Source organism: Paenibacillus barcinonensis, from assembly GCF_003217495.1.
Taxonomy (GTDB): Bacteria; Bacillota; Bacilli; order Paenibacillales; family Paenibacillaceae; genus Paenibacillus; species Paenibacillus barcinonensis.
Genome location: NZ_QJSW01000022.1, coordinates 38,161 through 58,318, shown reverse-complemented (window position 1 = coordinate 58,318; position 20,158 = coordinate 38,161). Strand labels below are relative to the sequence as shown.

The 20,158-nt window shown below is 47.7% G+C and carries 11 protein-coding genes and 1 tRNA gene; 10 read left to right on the top strand and 2 right to left on the bottom strand.

The genetic code is table 11. The features are described from left to right. Nucleotides 1–403: 403 nt before the first annotated feature. Nucleotides 404–4,351 carry a S8 family serine peptidase gene (locus tag DFQ00_RS23590; RefSeq protein WP_167433815.1) on the top strand — a complete coding sequence of 1,316 codons (3,948 nt, stop codon included), beginning with the start codon at nt 404–406 and terminating at the stop codon, nt 4,349–4,351. Nucleotides 4,352–4,533: 182 nt separating this feature from the next. On the opposite strand, the gene DFQ00_RS23585 is transcribed toward DFQ00_RS23590, so the two are convergent. Both DFQ00_RS23585 and DFQ00_RS23580 read right to left on the bottom strand, forming a co-directional pair. Next, nucleotides 4,534–5,796, bottom strand: coding sequence for a CynX/NimT family MFS transporter (locus tag DFQ00_RS23585; protein ID WP_110898918.1), 1,263 nt, complete (start codon nt 5,794–5,796; stop codon nt 4,534–4,536). 1,147 nt (nt 5,797–6,943) lie between these two features. Beyond that, nucleotides 6,944–7,017 (bottom strand) — tRNA-Arg (locus DFQ00_RS23580). A 185-nt stretch (nt 7,018–7,202) separates the two neighbouring features. Between DFQ00_RS23580 and DFQ00_RS23575 the strand changes: the two genes are divergently transcribed. The 9 genes from DFQ00_RS23575 (at nt 7,203) to hemA (ending at nt 20,155) form a co-directional block, all read left to right on the top strand. Then, nucleotides 7,203–8,198, top strand: coding sequence for a hypothetical protein (locus tag DFQ00_RS23575; protein WP_174812154.1), 996 nt, complete (start codon nt 7,203–7,205; stop codon nt 8,196–8,198). Between the two features lie 135 nt (nt 8,199–8,333). Then, a complete protein-coding gene (gene tig / locus DFQ00_RS23570; protein WP_110898917.1) occupies nt 8,334–9,674 on the top strand; it encodes a trigger factor in 1,341 nt (446 codons plus the stop codon). A 385-nt stretch (nt 9,675–10,059) separates the two neighbouring features. After that, a complete protein-coding gene (clpP, locus tag DFQ00_RS23565) occupies nt 10,060–10,650 on the top strand; it encodes an ATP-dependent Clp endopeptidase proteolytic subunit ClpP (RefSeq protein ID WP_090919143.1) in 591 nt (196 codons plus the stop codon). A 12-nt stretch (nt 10,651–10,662) separates the two neighbouring features. Beyond that, the gene (gene clpX, locus DFQ00_RS23560) at nt 10,663–11,916 is read left to right on the top strand and encodes an ATP-dependent protease ATP-binding subunit ClpX (protein ID WP_110898916.1); all 1,254 of its coding nucleotides are present in this window, start codon (nt 10,663–10,665) and stop codon (nt 11,914–11,916) included. Nucleotides 11,917–12,036: 120 nt separating this feature from the next. Further along, the gene (ispG, locus tag DFQ00_RS23555; RefSeq protein WP_110898915.1) at nt 12,037–13,134 is read left to right on the top strand and encodes a flavodoxin-dependent (E)-4-hydroxy-3-methylbut-2-enyl-diphosphate synthase; all 1,098 of its coding nucleotides are present in this window, start codon (nt 12,037–12,039) and stop codon (nt 13,132–13,134) included. Between the two features lie 192 nt (nt 13,135–13,326). Then, nucleotides 13,327–15,069, top strand: a complete 1,743-nt coding sequence (lonB, locus tag DFQ00_RS23550; RefSeq protein WP_110898945.1) for an ATP-dependent protease LonB — start codon at nt 13,327–13,329, stop codon at nt 15,067–15,069. Nucleotides 15,070–15,155: 86 nt separating this feature from the next. Continuing rightward, the gene (gene lon / locus DFQ00_RS23545) at nt 15,156–17,495 is read left to right on the top strand and encodes an endopeptidase La (protein ID WP_110898914.1); all 2,340 of its coding nucleotides are present in this window, start codon (nt 15,156–15,158) and stop codon (nt 17,493–17,495) included. Nucleotides 17,496–17,773: 278 nt separating this feature from the next. Continuing rightward, complete coding sequence (gene yihA, locus DFQ00_RS23540) at nt 17,774–18,439, top strand: ribosome biogenesis GTP-binding protein YihA/YsxC (protein ID WP_110898913.1); 666 nt, start codon at nt 17,774–17,776, stop codon at nt 18,437–18,439. A gap of 330 nt (nt 18,440–18,769) precedes the next feature. Further along, nucleotides 18,770–20,155 carry a glutamyl-tRNA reductase gene (gene hemA / locus DFQ00_RS23535; RefSeq protein ID WP_110898912.1) on the top strand — a complete coding sequence of 462 codons (1,386 nt, stop codon included), beginning with the start codon at nt 18,770–18,772 and terminating at the stop codon, nt 20,153–20,155. The last annotated feature ends 3 nt before the right edge of the window (nt 20,156–20,158 follow it).

Below are 20,158 nucleotides of genomic sequence, written 5' to 3'. Positions count from 1 at the left end.
CTTTGTTATATGAATTTTAATCTTTAAAAAAGGAGTGCAAATGCACCTTCTTCCACTACTTGAAAATGTTCTAAAGTGAATCAAACCCACTCAAAAACCATGCTTTTTTCTCTTTGGAGAAGCATGTTTTTTTCTTTTCTTCTGCCTGATGTTTAAAGTTTAAATATCCAAACGACAAGAATATACAAATGCGAATGCTTAACCTACTAAAGACCCATATAAGTAATTTCTATATCATAATGTAAGTATTTAGAAGGAAAATGTGATATTTTGGTAGAATAATTTACCAAGGGTCAGACATCTTGCAGATAGGCGGTGAATGTAGTCGAAAGTATTGTAGTGTTTTACAGAGAGCAAGAACCCGTATTGGTGAGGTATTCACACGATGAAGGAGGGCATAACCTTGAATAAACGATTGATATCCATGTTACTGAGTGTCCTTATGGTTTTCTCACTTATCCTGCCTGCGGCTGGAGCTGCTCCTGCAGATTCCGCAATTCAACTGGATAATACGTTAAACAGCGCCGAAGCAAAGCAAATGAGAGAAGTGCTTGCTGGTCGGGAAGCACGAATTGCAGCAGATCCATTTTTGGATAAAAGTCTGGAAGGGCTGGGCGGAGAGAATACTCGCGTCATCGTTGAGCTATCCAATAAACCTGTTGCTGTAGCGCAAGGCGAATCAACCCTCTCTGGAAGATCTTTTACCTCCTCTATGGAAACAAAGGCTGTGACTCAAGTTGAAGAACAACAACAGTCATTTGTACATAGCCTCACTCAGAAAAAAATCAAACATGAAGTGCTGGACAATTATGCATATGCCCTTAATGGTGTAGCCCTTGAACTGAAGGGGAATCAATTGGGACAATTGCTTCAAATACCAGGCGTAGTCAGTGTATATCCTGACCTTGAAGTGAGCCTGGCACCAGACAAAGGTGAAGTTAATCCGCATATGAAAGATACTGCACCTTTTATCGGAGCTCCTGAAGTATGGAACCTGGGGTATAAAGGTAAAGGCGTGAAAGTGGGCGTCATTGATACCGGGATTGATTATAATCACCCGAATCTGCGTGATGCCTATAAAGGCGGATGGGATTTTGTAGATAATGATAATGATCCATATGAAACGACTTATCAAGAGTGGAAAGCATCGGGCCAGCCCGAGTTAAATGAAAGAGGAAGCTCTTATTATACATCTCACGGCACACACGTTTCAGGTACGGTAGCTGCTCGTGAAGCAGGGGACTACGGTATTGTTGGTATCGCTCCTGAAGCGGATGTCTATGCTTATCGTGTTCTTGGGCCATATGGCAATGGACAGACATCATGGGTGCTTGGGGGAATCGACCGTTCGGTATCCGATGGCATGGATGTCATCAACCTGTCTCTTGGTGCCGAAAACAATGATCCAAGCTACGTGACATCGGTCGCGTTGAACAACGCAATGCTGTCAGGTGTAACGGCGGTTGTATCCAGCGGTAACAGCGGCCCTAACCGTTATACGCTTGGTTCGCCGGGTGCATCTGCGATGGCGATTACGGTAGGTAACTCGACAGGTCCTAGCCAGCTGATCACAGCTAATACACATTTCTGGGTTGGTGAAGAGGGTCAGGAGGAAGCGCCTGAGCAGCAACCGGTTCCAGAGAATGAGCAAACGCCTGAACTGGGGAGCGCTCCCGAAGCACCAGCTCCTGAGTCCGCACCCGTAAACGCACCGGAAGGAGACACAGCGGAAGCGGCGACTGCACAAAATGACGGAAATGCTGCAGATGCAGCAGTCTCCGATGAGGAGCAACAAGCATCGCAGCCTGATCAGGCTACAGACGAATCAACGAAGGCCGACAACGAGTCAACAGAAGCAGCTATGGCACCAGCCAAGTCGGAGCAAGCGCCTTTGGCTGTTACCGAATCGGTTTATCGTCTGGATGTGATGGGCTGGAGTCTCGCGGCTGATCCTGAATCTGTTTTGACCGACAAGTATAGTGTTGAATTTGCAGCTTTGGGTAAACCGGCTGATTTTGAAGGCAAGGATTTCACAGGTAAAGTGGCTTTGATTCAGCGTGGCGAGCTTGCATTTGTTGAGAAAATTGCGAATGCCAAAGCCGCTGGAGCTGTAGGTGTCATCGTGTTTAACAATAATCCTGGACCCATTGGCATTAGTCTTGGCGACAGCTTCGATCTGATCCCTACATTGAGCATGTCGAAGGAAGATGGCGAAGTGATCAAGGCTGAGCTGGATGCAGGTCAACCTGTTCAAGTGAGCTTCAGTGATTTCGAGCGCACTCAAACACCTGGGGACGAGATGAGCTCTTCCAGCTCCCGCGGGCCTGCCAAAGTAACGCTCGATATTAAACCGGATGTCGTTGCACCGGGCTCCAACATTTTGTCTACGGTTCCTGCCTACGGCAAAGATGAACCAGATGCAGATTATTCGCAGTCATACGACCGCAAAAGTGGTACAAGCATGGCTGCACCTCACGTAGCGGGTCTGGCTGCACTGCTGCTGGAAAAGCACCCGGATTGGACATCCTTTGACGTTAAGGTTGCTCTGATGAATAACGCTAAGATTATGGATACAGCGAAATATGATGTATTTGATCAAGGTGCAGGCCGTATCCAGGCGGTAAAATCCATTGATCCTGCGGCTTTTGTCAAAGTCATGGATGTTACCCAGTACACTGAGAATGGCTCGGTTGTTGAAAAAGAAAACATCACAGGCAGCATCAACTATGGCAATTTTATGAGTACAGATGAAAAAACAGTCACCAAAACGATCAAGGTTGAGGCCTTGAACGGAAGCGGTGGCGAGTACACGGTCAACGTGAATCCAACTCGCACGGTGCCAGGCGTATCTATTGCCGTGGATAAAACTTCATTCACGCTGAATGGAGAGGAAGAATTGGCAGTAACCGTTACCGTACCTCGCGGGGTTACAGCGGCAACAGAGGCACAGGGATATATTGAAATTACAAATGGCACAAATACTTTTACGGTGCCGTATGTGGCTCACTTTAATGTGAACTTCAGTGGAGTGAAGTACATTGAAACGGTTAAAGGAACTGCGAAAAATCCGTTTTACTATCCATTGAAGGCGGATGGCTCCCTGGATATGTTGAACGTTGCTATGGAATTCCATAATCCAATGACGTTTGCGCTTATTGAAATCTATAACGGCCTTGATCCGGACGGTGGTTATTATCAAGACGGATACCTTGGCTCGATCTTCGGCAATTATTATAATTTTAATGCGAATACCCGATACAACCTGGCTTGGGATGGTCAGTATGCTGACTATACATCAGGTGAAGTCGCTGCACTGCCGGATGGCTTGTATACAGTTGATATTACAACCATTGGTGCTGACAGCAAAACTTATAAGGAAGATACACCTCCTTTTCTGGTTAAAAAGACTGCACCAGCAGTAACAGCTCCACAAAGCCTGGAGTTTAAAGCCGAGGATGCTGTGGTGATTAACGGATCTGTGGAAGATCTGTATTTCCGAGTGGCTCCTGCACTGGCCAAAGGCTGGAGTATCACGTTTGATCCAACTGCGGCGTTGAAAGCTTCCTATGTGGTGAAAAAAGAAGATGGCTCCGTGTTGAAGGAAGGCACATTTACGGTTCAAGCGGATGGCGGCTTCAATTACGCCCTGGAGGGTATTGAGGGTGGCACGTACACGGTAGAAACAACAGTGAAAGACGAGCAGGGTCTTGCAGGAATGACTAGCACCACCATTAAAGTGGAGTCTGCACAGACTGAGCCTGAAACACCAGCGACCAAAGCACCCGGCGCTCCTTCCTTATCCCACAATAACGGCTTTGTTAACGGTCTGTTGGGTGGAGATTATACGGTAACGATGAACATGTGGTGGGGTGAAAATGCGACCAGCTACAAGCTGTATGAGGATGGCGTGCTGGTGGATTCACAAAAGCTGACGTATAATGCGCCTTGGGCACAGTTTGCCCATACGAAAATTACAGGCAAAACCAATGGTACCTACACTTATGTTGCCGAGCTTGCTAACGACAAGGGTGTCACACGCAGTCAGAAACTTACTGTGCGTGTAACCGATGCATTGCCTGGCAAAGCGACGCTCTCTCATGACAACTGGGACGTGGACGGGAACTATAAAGTGATGATGAATCTCTGGTGGGGTACCAATGCAACCGAGTATCGTCTTTATGAGAACGATGTGTTGATTGATACGCAATCCCTCAAAGCGACAACCCCGCTGCCGCAATTCGCTGTGACATCAGTGAAGGGCAAAGCATCCGGCACATATACGTACCGGGCCGAGCTGGTTAATGCTGCTGGAGCAACAAGCACCAACACCATTCAGGTGAAGGTAAAGTAAATGCGATCAAATCATCTTTGTCTGGAAAAGTAAAGCCCTCGCCCGTTCCGGCATAAAGCCGCACGTACGACAGCGAGATATGAGAAACGGCCTCCCCTGTTGAGTACAGGGCGAGGCTGTTTCTTGTTGTGTGCTTACAGGGAGGGAGCGAGACGTGTCCCTGGGGGTGTTTTTTTATCCAACTAAGAAATGGTTCGGTCTTTGCTTGCCTGAATTCCGGTTACCAGCAGCACAATTGCAAGAGAGACCTGAATGAGCAACGGGAGTGTCCAGCCATGGGTCCAGTCGTGCAGCAGGCCAAAGAGCAAGGGGCCGCCCGCCGCAAGCAGATATCCGAAGGATTGAGCCATACCCGACAAACGCGCAGCTTCTCGCGCATGAGTGGTGCGTAGCACAAAAAACATGGTGACCAGTCCAAAGGAAGCTCCTGCACCAACCCCGGCTAACGCTACTCCGGTCGTAACTAGCGCAGGCGTGCCGGTAAATAACAAGGCATACCCGAAGATCAGAGACATACATGTGATGGTGGTTAGCAGTCGCTGGTCCTTCGTTCTTCCAGCAAGGATCGGCACGATGAAGGTGACAGGAACGCTCACCAGCTGCATCAGAGAGAGCATCCAGCCTGCCGAGGTGGCACTGAAGCCTTGGTCCGCCAGAATCTCGGGAAGCCAGGTAATGGTGGTATAGAAAATGAACGACTGCAGCCCCATAAACAACGTCACGAACCAAGCCAAGGAAGACGTTCGTAGTCGTGAGGGCGTGCCTTCGTTTTGGGAGGTGACATATAACATCTGTTGTCGGCCCTTCCATGCTTGGGGAAGCCATAGCAAAACAGCCAAGAGGGAGAAGATGACCCACATCCCTAGTGAGGCTCTCCATCCAAGCGAAGTGGCTTTTGCTACGGGTACACTGATGCCTGACGAGATCGAGGCAAACATATTCATGGAAACCGAGTACAGCCCTGTGACCATGCCGACACGTAACGGGAAATCACGCTTGATCAGACTTGGCAAGAGCACATTGCTAAGCGCAATTCCGCACCCAAGAAGAGCTGTCCCTGCATATAAAGCGACAATAGAGGGCAGCAGCCGTAAAGTAATACCGCCCGTAACAATGATTACTGCAAGCAAGAGGGCGGTCTCCAGCCCAAAGCGTTTGGCAAGGCGAGGGGCGAAAGGTGACACAGCTGCAAAGGCAATCAAAGGCAGTGACGTTAATAATCCAGCCATGGTATGCCCGATCCCGGTGTCTGAACGAATCAATTCGACAACGGGACCTGTGGCTGTAATGGGTGAACGCATCGTAGCGGCAAGTACGATGATTCCAGCAAGTAACAACGCGTAATTTCTGGATGTCTGCTGTGGTTGCTCTGTCCCGTGCTGGGACTGTTCTTGTTCCGTTGAAGGAAGGATGTGCTGGTGTTGTTGTTGGGTATGTGATGACATAATCAATCTCCTGTTTATCGTTGGTTGAAAAAGAGTGTATATGAAGTAAGATCTCCGTCATATGCGAGCTGAATAATATAGCCTCATAAGAAAAATATGGGCTCACAAGAAAATGGTTATGTATGGATTGTTACAATGACCATTAAGCAAGCATAACATTGTGTGTCAACATGGGGCAATGAAATGTAAAACTTAACAGATGCAGTATCTCCATCTCGGGCGACTCAAAACAGACACAAGCAGAGTGGACGAAGGTGAACAGTGTTGGAGGAGATAGCCATGTTAGCAGGATCAAGCGGGTAAGAGAGTGCATGTGTGGAGCGGAGTGCGTAGCTCCAAGAGTGCGCATCAGAGGCAGATAGTAAGAGGTGAGCTTCAGGCAGGCGTAAAACCTAGTGATAGTTAATAAAAACTGGGAGGAGTGCATAGAAAGTGCCGTGTAAAGATAGTAATGAAAATAAAGATACTAATAGTATAGTAATGAAAGTGTGGATACATCTATAGGTAGAGGTGATATCCAGAAGGTTTCGCATTGCTCCAACCCAAGCGTCCCCTCCTAACCCTCCTAACGATCCTGAGTAACCTTATTTAGCGGGAAAAGGGGCTTTTCCCATTCTAACGATCCTCAGAAACGCTATTTAGGCAAAATTGCACGAAAATGCCCAAGAAAACGCCAAAATGAAGAAATAAGCTCTCTGGTGATCATTAGAATTTCAAAACGCCAACAATCGGGCCAATAGCGTTACTGGTGATCGTTGGCATGATTTGGTGCCGTTTCGAGGCGCTGAGCCCTGCTCCTCCGACGAACCCGTTGGGGTTCTTATCCCTTGAACGCAAAAAAAAAGCTTCCCGAAGGAAGCTTCTTTTTATAACGTCCCAGGAGGGATACTCTCCTTACAGTCGAGACTGCGAAGTGAATGCTCCCGAAGGCTATGCTCCGACGAACCCATGGGGTTCTCATCCCCAGAACGCAAAAAAAAGCTTCCCGAAGGAAGCTTCTTTTTATAACGTCCCAGGAGGGATACTCTCCTTACAGTCGAGACTGCGAAGTGAATGCTCCCGAAGGCTATGCTCCGACGAACCCATGGGGTTCTCATCCCCAGAACGCAAAAAAAAAAGCTTCCCGAAGGAAGCTTCTTTTTATAAACGTCCCAGGAGGGATTCGAACCCCCGACCGACGGCTTAGAAGGCCGTTGCTCTATCCTGCTGAGCTACTGAGACATGAAATTTTTCAAGCAAAAATGATTTTATCATAAATAAAATATAATATCAAATGTTTTATTTTCATGCCATTTTCGTATATGATATTTGGCGGCTGTAACGTTTTTTTCATTCTATTTAAGGTTATGTTAGAATATCAGGTGAACTCGGAAAATAGATCAATATTCGTTGATATATATCTATTCATGGTTGATTCCAAATGGAGATTCAGGAACAGAGGAGGTGCTCCCATTAAGGAATCCACAACCCCGGAAAATTCGCACAATAACAAGATTGTGCTGTTTCCAAAAACGCTGGACTACTATCAAATACAATTGACGGTAATGCTCGAAAATGAACGTTATAGTGAAGCAATGGAGTTGCTTCGCTTTTTGTTGCAATGCCAAGGACAGGAAGAGCGTCATTACGATGAATGGCGGGCCTTGCTGGAATGGCTCCAGGCTGCTTTTCCTCAATATGAAGCGATGGAAATGCCAGCGAGTCGCACAGCGGAGCCAGAGCAGGATGATGAGGAAGATGTCAGTGAGGAAGACATGGCTAGGCAGCATGCCAGGCTAAAGCTTGCACAAGACGATGGTTACGCCGAGAAGCTTCTTCGTACCGTTATGGAAGGACCGTTGTCTGAACAGACGATGCTGGCGCTGGAGCAGTTAGCATTTCTGGACGTTGCCAAGGTAGATGAGGAACTTGTCCGCTGGCTGCAAACGAAGTCGCTTCATCCACTGCTGCAGTTCAGGGTGCTGCAAACCTTGCGCCGCCGAGGGATGCAGGATATCATTCAATTTACCAGAGGCGAAGAAGAGGTAGAAATTGATGTGGCTGCCGTACCGCTCAAGCCGGAGGAGTTCCCACTGCCGATCGTGCAGATACTGGAACGGGTGGCGGATCAGACGGAGGTTCATGAGCCTACACTCTTTTATTTTGCCCAGGAATTGTGGATACAATATGTTATGGCAGTTTATGGAACGCGGGATTACCATTCAATGCTTGAGGAAAATGATGCGATGGCAGACATATGGGCCGCTGCACTACATATGACGGTGGCGGACAGTCTCGGCGGTTCTCATGATGAAGAGAATACGCGCTCGATGTACGCTGTAACTGGTGCAATGAGGTTCAGGCTGGAGCAGGCATATCGCTCTATGAAACAGTTTGTTTCGGCCGGTTTGGATAGCAATTAAAGGACGGAAACGTTTACCTTAAACTGTATCAAGGGATTCCCCTTGAAAAAGAATGTAAACTTGTTTATACTAAAATGGTTATTTTGTGCGTGATCGCCTACGTGAACATGTGAATTTTGGAGGGGAAAGTATACAATGAAAGCAACTTGGGAAAAGATAGAGAAGAACCTTGGGGTTCTTGAGGTTGAAGTCAGTGCAGATCGTGTAACTGCAGCACTTGACAAAGCTTTTAATAAAGTAGTTAAACAAGCAAACGTGCCAGGATTCCGTAAAGGTAAAGTGCCACGTTCCATCTTCGAAGCTCGTTTCGGAGTAGAGAGCCTTTATCAAGACGCAATCGACATTTTGCTTCCTGAAGCTTACACAGAAGCGATTGACCAAACGGATATCTTCCCGGTAGATCGTCCTGATGTAGACATCGAGCAATTCGCTAAAGGACAAACTTTCAAATTTAAAGCTAAAGTAACAGTGAAACCTGAAGTTACTCTGGGTGACTACAAAGGAATCGAAGTTGCTGTAGCTAAATCTGAAGTAACGGATGCAGAAGTAACAGAAGAGCTGGAGCGTTTGCAACAGCGTCATGCTGAACTGGTTGTTGTTGACGAAGCTTCTGCAGCGAACGGCGATGTTGCTGTAATCGACTTTGACGGTTCTGTGGATGGCGTACCTTTCGAAGGTGGTAAAGCAGAGCGTTATTCCCTGGAGCTGGGTTCCAACACATTCATTCCAGGTTTTGAAGAGCAAGTTGTGGGTATGTCCACTGGCGACTTCAAAGACGTGGAAGTAACTTTCCCAGAGAGCTACCATGCAGCTGAACTGGCTGGCAAACAAGCGGTATTTAAAGTGAAAATTCATGAAATCAAACGCAAACAACTTCCAGAGCTGGATGATGAGTTTGCTAAAGATGTAAGTGAATTTGATACGCTGGAAGAGTACAAAGCTGACCTCAAAACACAACTGGAATCCCGTAAAGCTGACGAGTTCAAGGCTGCACAGGAAAATGCAGTTGTAGAAAAAGTCGCTGAGAACGCTGAAGTGGACATCCCTTCTGCAATGGTTGAAAGCGAAGTACAGAACATGATGCGTGATTTCGACAACCGTCTTCGCAACCAAGGTATGAACCTTGAAATGTTCCTGAGCTTCTCCGGTCAGACTCAAGCGGATCTGAGAGCACAGATGCAAGATGATGCTGCGAAGCGTGTACGCAACAACCTGGTGCTTGAAGCAGTAGGTAAAGCGGAAAACATCGAAGTATCCGATGAAGAAGTGAACCAAGAGCTCGAGAAAATGGCTGAATCTTACAAGCGTCCTGCTGAAGAGATTCGTGGCATCCTTGAAGGTAATGGTTCTCTGGAGAGCCTTCGTGATGAAGTTAAATTGCGCAAAACAATTGACGTTCTCGTAGAGAACAGCAAAGTTGTTGAGCCGGTTGAAGCTCCAGCTGAGGAAGCTGCTGCAGAAGCTGACGGAAAATAAGACAAGCTGTCTGAGTTTGGCGGCTTTATAAATGATAAGGCACGTGAGTTCATTACGTGCCTTATTTTTAAATTGGTGCATCCAATTTATAGCAATGTGAGTGATGAATTGGAAGTTATTAATTTTTGTTACACGGTGCCCGGTTTTCGTAAGTTCCATTCCTTTGCACTTGAAGTGAAATAAAAAAAGGCAAGACGGCATAGGATGGTTGTAATTTGCACATACATAGAAAACATGGTTAAATATGATCAGGCTTAATCGTAAACAACCGCAAGATGACGTGATTTCTGAAAAATGACATTGTCACAGGAACATGTTAAAATGATTTTGGGTTTGCTTTACAGTCAGCCTATGTCTAATTACATGTAGAAAAGAGGTTGGTCTCATGAGTCTGGTGCCAATGGTTGTTGAACAAACCAATCGAGGCGAGCGTTCTTACGATATATATTCACGTTTGCTGAAGGATCGCATTATTTTTCTAACCAGTGCGATTGATGACGATGTAGCCAATCTTGTCATAGCTCAGCTTTTATTTTTGGCAGCCGACGATCCGGAGAAGGATATCAGCTTGTACATTAATTCACCTGGTGGTTCTGTTACTGCAGGGATGGGTATATACGATACGATGCAATTTATCAAGCCTGATGTATCGACCATTTGCGTAGGAATGGCAGCAAGCATGGGTTCGCTGCTGCTGACTGCAGGTGCTCCTGGCAAAAGATACGCGCTTACGAACAGTGAAGTCATGATTCACCAGCCGCTTGGCGGCGTACAGGGACAGGCTGCGGATATTAAAATTCACGCGGAATGGATCATTAAAACTCGTCAGAAACTGAATCAAATATATGTTGATCGTACAGGTCAGCCCCTTGATAAAATTGAGCGGGATACAGACCGTGACTTTTTCATGAGCGCTGAAGAAGCGAAAACGTACGGCATTATTGACCAGGTGCTCAGCAGACCGATCAATTCCTAAAGGGGTGGTTTCATGTTTAAATTTAACGACGAGAAAGGGCAGCTGAAATGCTCTTTTTGCGGTAAATCTCAAGAACAGGTACGTAAACTGGTTGCAGGACCAGGCGTGTATATCTGTGATGAATGTATTGAACTCTGCACCGAAATTGTAGAGGAAGAGCTCGGTCATGATGAAGAGCTGGATCTGAAAGATATTCCGAAGCCAAAAGAAATTCGTGATATCCTTGATCAGTATGTTATCGGTCAGGATCAAGCTAAAAAATCATTGTCTGTTGCAGTGTACAATCACTACAAACGCATTAATACTCAAAGCAAAATTGAGGATGTAGAGTTGTCCAAAAGTAATATTTTGCTGTTAGGACCTACAGGTTCCGGTAAAACGTTGCTTGCACAAACGATGGCAAAAATTCTGAACGTTCCTTTTGCTATTGCGGATGCGACTTCATTGACTGAAGCCGGATACGTGGGTGAGGATGTAGAGAACATCCTGCTCAAGCTGATCCAGGCAGCGGACTATGACGTGGAAAAAGCAGAGCGCGGCATTATCTATATTGATGAGATTGATAAAGTGGCACGCAAATCGGAAAATCCGTCCATTACGCGTGACGTATCCGGTGAAGGTGTACAGCAGGCGTTGCTGAAAATTCTTGAAGGAACCGTTGCTTCTGTACCGCCACAAGGTGGCCGTAAGCACCCTCATCAAGAATTCATTCAGATTGATACAACAAACATCCTGTTTATCTGTGGCGGTGCTTTTGACGGCCTGGAGCAGATGATTAAACGCCGGATCGGTAAAAAAGTCATTGGCTTTAATGCCGCTACCGAGCAAAAAGATTTGAAGCCGGGTGAATACCTGGGCTTGGTATTGCCGGAGGACCTGCTGAAATTCGGTCTGATTCCTGAATTCGTAGGACGTCTGCCAGTCATCTCTACGTTGGAGCCGCTGGATGAGGATACGTTGGTACGGATTTTGTCCGAACCGAAAAATGCCTTGACGAAGCAATATCAAAAACTGCTTGAGCTGGATAATGTAAACCTGGTATTTGAACCGGGTGCATTGCTGGCGATTGCCAAAGAAGCAATCAAGCGAAACACGGGTGCACGTGGTTTGCGTGCAATCATTGAAGGCATCATGCTGGATATTATGTATGAAGTGCCTTCACGTGAAGATGTGACCAGCTGTGTCATCACCGAAGAAGTCGTTGAGAAAAAAGTTGTGCCTGAACTTGGCCAATCGAAGGACGATAAGCAGGAGGAAAGTGCCTAAGCGGCACTTCTTCAGCTGAGCTCTGAAATATAGACTTGTCAGTTCTCCACTTGGGCAGAAGGCGTATATTTAGTCTTTTGTCAGAGTGGAGCTTTGACGTTGTGGGGAGAGAAATCACTCATGTATTTAAGACAGGATACCCGTCCCGTAAAGGTAGGGAACTTGACGATTGGCGGCAGTAACGAGGTTATTATCCAGAGTATGTGTACAACCAAAACGGCTGACGTCGAGGCCACTGTAGCAGAGATTCTGCGCTTGGAGGAAGCTGGATGCCAGGTTGTGCGTGTAACGGTTAATAACGAAGAAGCTGCGGCAGCGATTAAGGAAATCAAAAAGCGGATTCACATTCCGCTGGTTGCTGATATTCATTTTAACTACAAGCTGGCGCTGTTAGCCATCGAGAACGGCATTGATAAAGTGCGGATTAATCCGGGTAACATCGGTAAACGTGCCAAGGTCGAAGAGGTTGTCAAGGCTTGTAAAGATAAAGGCATCCCGATTCGAATCGGGGTGAATGCGGGCTCACTTGAGAATCATTTGCTTGAGAAGTATGGCTATCCTACAGCGGATGCCATGGTTGAAAGTGCCTTGTATCACATTGGTATACTGGAAGAGCTTGATTTCCATGATATTATCGTATCTCTCAAGGCGTCGGACGTACCAATGGCGATTGAAGCATATACGAAGGCGGCTCAGATTATTCCGTATCCATTGCACCTTGGGATTACCGAAGCAGGAACATTATTCTCGGGCACGATCAAGAGTTCAGCAGGTATGGGAGCTTTGCTCTCCATGGGGATTGGTTCGACCATGCGGATCTCGCTGAGTGCTGATCCTGTTGAAGAGATCAAGGTTGCGCGCGATTTGCTCAAAACGTTTGGGTTGATTTCGAATGCAGCCACACTGATCTCTTGTCCAACCTGCGGCCGACTGGATATTGATCTGTTCTCCATTGCTAATGAAGTAGAAGAGTATATTTCCAAGCTGAAGGTGCCGATCAAAGTATCAGTGCTGGGCTGTGCAGTGAATGGTCCAGGCGAAGCGAAGGAAGCGGATATCGGTATTGCCGGTGCTCGCGGAGAAGGTCTCTTGTTCCGTCATGGTCAGATGATCCGTAAAGTGCCGGAAGAGATCATGGTGGAGGAACTGAAGAAAGAAATCGACAAAATCGTTGAAGCGTATGAAGAGACAGGCGTTATTCCTGGACGTTCGCACTAATTATCGTTACCATTTATTGAAGGCCCGCCATTTCCGGCGGGCCTTTTGCATATGCCTCGAATAAATTCTGAGTACAAATTCAGTCTCTCCCGTTTACGTCTCGGTGAAAAGGCTATACTACCAAGTATTAGCATGATCACAGATGAGAAGAAGCACAGAACAGGAGGATGTTGAGATATGGGTGAGTTTGGCATGGTATTCATGTTGATACAGTTATTTTTTGGAGTGGTGATCGGGTTATATTTCTGGAATTTGCTGCGCGGCCAGAAAACAAACCGTACTGCTGTTGAGCGTGAGTCCCGCAAGGAGCTTGAGAAGCTGCGCAAGCTGCGTTCCATCTCGCTCACCAAGCCGCTGGCGGAGAAAACTCGTCCGGCAACGATCAACGACATTGTCGGGCAAAAGGACGGGCTGCGTGCGCTCAAGGCGGCTTTATGCAGTGCCAATCCGCAGCACGTTATTATTTATGGACCGCCTGGAGTAGGAAAGACTGCTGCAGCCAGAGTCGTGCTGGAAGAAGCAAAGAAAAATCCGTCTTCACCGTTCAAGCCGGATGCCAAATTCACGGAGCTGGATGCAACAACGGCTCGTTTTGATGAGCGTGGAATCGCCGATCCGCTCATTGGCTCGGTTCATGACCCGATCTATCAGGGGGCGGGAGCGATGGGGGTTGCTGGTATTCCTCAACCTAAGCCGGGTGCTGTTACCAAGGCACATGGCGGCATGCTGTTTATTGACGAAATTGGGGAATTACATTCCATTCAGATGAATAAGCTACTCAAAGTGCTGGAGGACCGCAAGGTCTTTTTGGAAAGTGCGTACTATAACTCGGAGGATACGCATACTCCTGCTTATATCCACGATATTTTTCAAAATGGTCTGCCTGCGGATTTTCGCCTTGTCGGTGCAACGACCCGTTCCCCGCACGAGCTCCCACCAGCCTTACGCTCGCGTTGTATGGAGGTTTATTTCCGTCCACTGCTACCGGAGGAGATTGGCAGAATTGCAGAGGATGCAGTGCAAAAAATCGGGTTCAGCCCTTGTCCGGAAGCAGTCGATGTGGTCAAACGTTATGCGACCAATGGCCGCGAGGCGGTAAACATTATACAGCTTGCCGCGGGCCTCGCACTCACCGAGAAGCGTGAAACACTTCAGGCTTCAGATGTCGAGTGGGTCGCGGGCAGCAGTCAGATTCAGCCAAGGCCGGATCGCAAAGTTCCGTCACAGCCGCAGATTGGTTTTGTGAACGGGCTCGCAGTGTACGGACCCAATATGGGCACGATTCTGGAGATCGAGGTATCCGCTGTTCCTGCACCCAAGGAGCAAGGCCGTATCAACATTACGGGGGTTGTGGATGAGGAAGAGATTGGAGGCGGTTCTCGTACACTTCGGCGTAAAAGTATGGCGAAAGGCTCGGTTGAAAATGTGTTAACTGTCTTGAAGGCGATGGGGATTCGCACGAGCGATTATGATCTGCATGTGAATTTCCCGGGAGGCACACCGATTGATGGCCCATCAGCCGGGATTGCGATGGCAACAGCGATCGTTTCAGCTATTCAGGAGCGTCCTGTAGACCACGAGGTCGCGATGACGGGAGAGATCAGTATCCACGGGCGTGTGAAGCCGATAGGCGGTGTTCTTGCAAAGGTGGAGGCGGCTTTTCAGGCAGGAGCGAAGACGGTTATTATACCGGCGGAGAATTGGCAGTCTATTTTTGATAATCTGGATGGCTTGCGGGTGATCCCGGTAGATACGGTCCAGGATGTATTTCGTGAAGTGTTTGGCTGGGAGCCTGGAGCACAGCAAGTGGAGCAACAGGTGGCGGCAGAGGAGACAACAGCACCCAAAACGGACATATTCCCTCCGGCATCCGCTTCGTATTTACGGGCAGAGTCGCCTCGTCCGGGACGTGTTACAGATTCGGGAAGCTGCTAAGCGCTTCCCTTCATTGGTTTTTTATGTGAACATTTGATAGAATAATGAATGACTACAACCTGAGAGCCATTGGAGGTGCGAAAGCGATGGGACCGAGCAAAACGAAAGGTCGTCGTTTTCCTTTACTGCCTTTAAGAGGACTTCTCGTCTACCCGAGTATGGTGCTGCATCTCGATGTGGGCCGGGAGAAATCGGTCAAGGCTTTAGAAAAAGCGATGGTAGAAGAACATTTGATTCTCCTATGTTCCCAAGCCGAGGTAAATATTGAGGAACCCACACGAGAGGATATTTTCCGCATTGGAACCGTGGCGAAGGTAAGACAGATGCTGAAGCTGCCCAATGGAACCATTCGAGTACTTGTGGAAGGCTTGGAACGGGCTGAAATTATTGAATATACGGACAATGAGGACTATTACGAGGTGCTGGCGCAAGAGCTGCCTGAGGAAGAAAATAGTCATCCGGAGACGGACGCCCTGATGCGTACCGTACTGAATCAGTTCGAGAATTATATTAATCTGTCCAAAAAGGTAACCCCCGAGACGCTTGCTGCCGTATCGGACATCGAAGAGCCCGGACGACTCGCTGATGTCATCACCAGCCATCTGTCCTTGAAGATCAAGGACAAACAGGAAATTCTGGAGACCATCGACGTGCGGGAACGTCTGGAGAAGCTGCTCGACATCCTGAATAATGAGCGCGAAGTGCTGGAGCTCGAACGCAAGATCAGCCAACGTGTGAAGAAGCAGATGGAGAAAACGCAGAAGGAATATTATTTGCGAGAGCAGATGAAGGCCATTCAGAAGGAACTTGGTGAAAAAGAGGGGCGCGCGGGCGAAGTGGAGGAACTTCGCAACCAGATGGAAAGTCTTGGCCTGCCGGACAAGGTGAAAGAGAAGGTCGAGAAAGAAATTGATCGACTGGAGAAAATGCCGGCAAGCTCTGCGGAGGGGGGCGTTATCCGCAACTATGTGGATTGGTTGCTTGCCCTGCCTTGGAGCGAGATGACGGAGGACGACCTGGATATCCAGAAGGCCGAGGATGTGCTTAATGCCGATCACTATGGTCTGGAGAAACCCAAAGAGCGTGTGCTGGAATATTTGGCTGTTCAGAAGCTTGTCAAAAAGCTCAAAGGGCCAATTCTCTGTCTCGTAGGGCCGCCAGGGGTAGGTAAAACCTCCCTTGCCCGTTCCATTGCGAGATCGCTGGGCCGGGAGTTTGTACGTATCTCTCTGGGCGGCGTACGGGACGAAGCGGAGATTCGTGGACACCGCCGCACGTATGTAGGAGCGATGCCGGGCCGCATCATTCAGGGCATGAAGACGGCAGGCTCACTCAATCCTGTATTTTTGCTGGATGAGATCGACAAGATGGCTTCAGATTTCCGCGGAGACCCTTCGGCTGCATTGCTGGAGGTGCTTGACCCGGAGCAGAACAATACGTTTAGTGATCATTTTGTAGAGCTGCCTTTTGACTTATCGAACGTTATGTTCATAACTACAGCGAACACCGTGCATAACATTCCGCGTCCACTGCTGGATCGGATGGAAATGCTGAATATTCCGGGTTATACCGAACTGGAAAAGCTGCAAATCTCCAAAAACTATCTGTTGCCAAAACAGAAAAAGGATCATGGTCTGGAAGAAGAGCAGTTGCTAGTACCAGATGACAGTCTGCTGAAAGTCATTCGCGAGTATACACGTGAATCGGGTGTGCGGAATCTGGAGCAGCAGATGGCGTCACTTTGCCGAAAAGCGGCTAAAAATGTTGTATCGGGCACCGAAGGTCAGATTGTCATCTCGCCAGAGGCTGTTAAAGACTATCTTGGCCCAGGTAAATTCCGTTATGGCATGGCAGAGCTGGAGGATCAGATTGGCACGGTAACAGGGCTGGCGTGGACAGAAGTGGGCGGAGACACGCTCGTAATTGAAGTCACCGTTGTACCTGGAACGGGCAAGCTGACGCTTACAGGTAAGCTGGGAGATGTCATGAAGGAATCAGCCCAGGCTGCGTTCAGCTATACACGTTCCAAAGCAGCACAGCTTGGTATTGCATCCGATTTTCATGAGAAAAACGATATTCACATCCACGTGCCGGAAGGAGCAATTCCGAAAGATGGTCCATCTGCTGGCATAACGATGGCAACAGCGTTGATCTCGGCTCTGACCAATAAACATGTGTCCAAGGATATTGCCATGACAGGCGAAATCACGTTGCGTGGACGGGTGTTGCCGATTGGCGGCCTGAAGGAGAAGTCACTGGCGGCCCACCGTGCGGGATATAAAAAAATATTACTGCCTAAGGATAACGAGCGGGATCTGCGTGACATTCCGGACAGCATCAAGGAAGATGTGGAATTTGTACCTGTAGCCCATATGGATCAGGTGCTGCAGCATGCGCTTGTGGAACAGGCAGGCATTCATCTGTAATGGGTTTATTAGCAGGATAATATGAAACACGGACCGTTCTGTGGAGGCTTCGGCATCTGATGGGACGGTCTTTTTTGCGATAATTTTCGTGATAATCTGATGTTTTTTGTGTACGAAAGTTATTTTTTGAGTGAATACCAATGTTTTTTTGGTACATAATTACGTTTTTTTTGCTACATCAGACGTTTTTTTGATATGATAGAAAGAATGATGGCATAATACGAGCAGGAAATGTAGGCATATGCTGCTGCTGGAGTTCAAGAGAGGAAAGATGCAATTTGAAAGTCAATCAGTCTGAGTTTATTATTAGTGCCGTTCGGCCTGAACAATATCCAGATGATGGTCTGCCGGAGATCGCCCTGGCGGGGCGCTCAAACGTAGGTAAATCATCGTTGATCAACCGCATGATCAATCGTAAAAACCTGGCGCGTACAAGCTCTACGCCGGGTAAAACCCAGCAACTGAACTATTACAAGATCAATCAGGATTTGTATTTCGTCGATTTCCCAGGTTACGGGTACGCGAAGGTATCCAAGGAGCAGCGTTTTGCCTGGGGTAAAATGATGGAGAAGTATTTGCTCCAACGCGATGAGCTGAAGCTGGTCATGCAGATGGTCGATATGAGACATGAGCCATCCAAGGACGATAAAATGATGAATGAATGGCTTCGTCATCACGGACTGCCGCTGGTAGTTGTAGCAACCAAGATGGACAAGATCCCGAAGACCCGCAGAGCCAAACATATCAAGGTCATCAAGGAAGCGCTCGGTCTGCGCTCAGGGGATCTGTTTGTACCTTTTTCATCCGAGGAAGGTCTGGGCAAGGAAGAACTGTGGGATATCATTACTCGTCATGCCCAAATAGACAAATATGCACCGGTTGAAGCGGACGCAGACAACGAGCTGGAAGCAGAAGAGGCAGTCGAAGACGAAAATCTCCAATAGCCGAAATAACACATCATGTACCCGCATCTTAGAATAGTCATGGAGGCCTCCATGGCTATTTGTTGTAAGCAGTATTGAATTGGCTTTCAATCACTTCGCAGATCGAATATGCATCATTTGTATGGTTTGGCGCATAACGGTGAACATTGGTGAGACACTACAATAAATGACAATGCATAGGATAATCATCATGGTGATTTCATAAACATTTCATAAAAATGGGCGGGTTGTGGACGTGATGTGTGATATACTTAACTATGTCAATCTTAACTGGATAGACATATACAGTAAGCACTTTGATTGGAAATTTATTAGGCAGGTGAACTTGCAATGCACATCGTTGTTGTTGGTTTGAATTATCGCACGGCGCCTGTAGAGGTCAGAGAACGATTCACATTTGCAGAAAAGGACTTGTCTGAAGCGCTGCAGCAGCTCAAGCTGACCAAGAGTGTATTGGAAGGTGTAATCGTAGCCACTTGTAATCGTACTGAATTGTACGTGGTGGTCGACCGTCTTCATATGTGCGGTTATTTTATTCGAACATTTATGGAGCAATGGTTTAATGTTCCACGCGAAGAATTTACGCAACACTTATATATATATGAAGATGATCAAGCTATGCGCCATTTGTTCCGGGTGACTTGCGGATTGGATTCAATGGTCATCGGAGAGACTCAGATTCTGGGTCAGGTGAAGCAGGCTTTTTTCAAAGCGCAGGGGGAAAAGGCAACCGGCACTTGGTTTAACAAGCTGTTTAAACAGGCGGTTACACTGGGCAAGCGAGCTCACTCGGAGACTTCTATCGGGGAAAGCGCCGTTTCAGTCAGCTATGCTGCGGTGGAACTGGGCAAGCGTATTTTTGGTATGTTCACAGACAAGAAGGTACTGATTCTGGGTGCCGGGAAGATGAGTGAGCTTACTGTAAAACATCTGTATGCGAATGGAGCATCCGAAGTCCTGGTAGCTAATCGCACCTTTGCCAGAGCAGAGGAGCTTGCAAGCAAGTTCCGTGGAACTCCTTGCACAATGGAGCAGGCACTTGCGAGACTAGGTGAGGTCGACATCGTCATCAGTTCTACGGGAGCAGAGCGTTATGTTCTCGATGCAGGCATTGTTCGGGCAAGCATGAAGCGCCGGCAATCGCGACCGCTGTTCCTGATTGATATTGCTGTACCACGTGATATTGATCCGTCTATTGGCGAGATCTCAAACGTATTCCTCTACGATATTGACGATCTGGAAGGTATTGTGGAGAGTAATCTGGAGATGCGCAAGGTAGAGGCGGCGAAGATTGAGAGAATGATTGATCTGGAGATGGAAGAATATTATCAGTGGCTCAGAACGCTTGGCGTTCGTCCAGTTATTCGGGCTTTACAGGAAAAAGGGGTGTCCATTCATGAAGAAACGATGGATAGCCTGTTCAACAAGCTGCCAGAGCTGGATGAGCATCAACGTAAAGTGATTCGTCGTTTGACGAAAAGCATTGTGAATCAAATGACAACCGATCCGATTAACCGGATCAAGGAAATGGCAGGTACGAAGCAAGGTGACGAGGCGCTGCGCATGTTTACGCAGATTTTCGCGCTGGAGGATGCAGTAGAGATGGCTGCTGAAAAAGTAAATCAGAGTGACGCAACAGCTCTGGGCAAGTCAGCGGTTCAGCTTAACGAAAACCGGCAAGACCCCGTGCCGGCATATGTCCCGGCAGGCGTTTAAGGC

What these genes read in the sequence shown, in the direction of transcription:
- tig (WP_110898917.1), top strand. Translation starts at nt 8,334, where the DNA reads ATGAAAGCAACTTGGGAAAAGATAGAGAAGAACCTTGGGGTTCTTGAG.
- ispG (WP_110898915.1), top strand. Translation starts at nt 12,037, where the DNA reads ATGTATTTAAGACAGGATACCCGTCCCGTAAAGGTAGGGAACTTGACG.
- clpX (WP_110898916.1), top strand. Translation starts at nt 10,663, where the DNA reads ATGTTTAAATTTAACGACGAGAAAGGGCAGCTGAAATGCTCTTTTTGC.
- DFQ00_RS23585 (WP_110898918.1), bottom strand. Translation starts at nt 5,796, where the DNA reads ATGTCATCACATACCCAACAACAACACCAGCACATCCTTCCTTCAACG.
- clpP (WP_090919143.1), top strand. Translation starts at nt 10,060, where the DNA reads ATGAGTCTGGTGCCAATGGTTGTTGAACAAACCAATCGAGGCGAGCGT.
- DFQ00_RS23575 (WP_174812154.1), top strand. Translation starts at nt 7,203, where the DNA reads ATGGTTGATTCCAAATGGAGATTCAGGAACAGAGGAGGTGCTCCCATT.
- lon (WP_110898914.1), top strand. Translation starts at nt 15,156, where the DNA reads ATGGGACCGAGCAAAACGAAAGGTCGTCGTTTTCCTTTACTGCCTTTA.
- hemA (WP_110898912.1), top strand. Translation starts at nt 18,770, where the DNA reads ATGCACATCGTTGTTGTTGGTTTGAATTATCGCACGGCGCCTGTAGAG.
- lonB (WP_110898945.1), top strand. Translation starts at nt 13,327, where the DNA reads ATGGTATTCATGTTGATACAGTTATTTTTTGGAGTGGTGATCGGGTTA.